The 1,120-nt window shown below is 63.7% G+C and carries 1 tRNA gene; it reads left to right on the forward strand.

Annotation, left to right across the window (positions count from 1 at the left end):
* The first annotated feature begins 646 nt into the window (after window positions 1-646).
* A tRNA-Ser gene (locus tag EJC49_RS25365) sits at window positions 647-737 on the forward strand.
* The last annotated feature ends 383 nt before the right edge of the window (window positions 738-1,120 follow it).

The following is a 1,120-nucleotide window of genomic DNA, read 5'->3' on the forward strand; positions in this document are numbered from 1 at the left end:
GAACGTATTCGACCGGCTCCGGCTCTGCGATGACGATGGCGTCTGCGGCGCGAGCGCCGGTGACTGCGACGAGCGCCGCAGCCGAGCCGAGAAGAAGGCTCTTGATGTTCATTTTCTGACCTCCAGTCAAAGTTTCAAAGTGGGTCTGGGTATTCTGGCTGAAGGACAGCATGGACTGCCCCATCCCCTATTTCGAAAAAGATGCGTCTCTGCGCCCCTTCTCCGAGGCCAACCATACTCGCCGCGCCGGCCGGTTCAACATCCGAACGACTTCAGACGGGGCTTCCGATGATCGATGTCGGGGTGCTGTTGCACAATTGCCACGATTTTGACGCCCGCGAGCCGCGAATGAGGCGGGCGTTCATGAACCGTTAACCTCTCGGACCCGCACGGCGCCGCGAAACCACGATTCCACGGGCAGAATCGGCCGCCGATTCCGGTTCCCCGGTGCGCCTGGCCATGGGCGGTCCCTCGAATCGCCGCACGCCTGGCGCGGCTGACGGTATGCGCCGCCGACGGCGGATATCCCGATGGAGCGATTCCATCCTCGGCCTGTGTGGCGAGCTCGCCAAGTGGGCGCTTCTGTCGAAAGAGAGGCGGGAAACACCTTGTGCGAGCCGACATTCCGGTTTATCCGGGCGGCAACGGAGAGGTGGCCGAGTGGTCGAAGGCGCTCCCCTGCTAAGGGAGTAGAGGTCAAAAGCTTCTCGTGGGTTCGAATCCCATCCTCTCCGCCACGCGCCCTTCGCGCCGCACGTTCCCCCGGCAGCCATCGCCCGGCGTCTTGCGCGCTTTTCCCGCCTGTCTTCGTTCTTCGGCCCATCGGGATTCGTGCCCCGCGGACGGCCGACAGGGGTCGATTATCCCGCCAGGGGAGGCGCGGACATGCAGCGCCTGGCTCGCCTGCCCCCGGCTTACTCTCGGCAAGCCACTGATATTGCAGGGCAATGATCTTGTCGCGGCCATCAACCCCTTTCGGCCCTCCATACTTTGACTGGAGGTCAGAAAATGAACATCAAGAGCCTTCTTCTCGGCTCGGCAGCGGCTCTCGTCGCAGCCACCGGCGCTCGCGCCGCAGACGCCATCGTCATCGCAGAGCCGGAGCCGGTCGAATACGTTC

The sequence above is a fragment of the Aquibium carbonis genome, from assembly GCF_003970795.1.
Lineage (GTDB): Bacteria > Pseudomonadota > Alphaproteobacteria > Rhizobiales > Rhizobiaceae > Aquibium > Aquibium carbonis.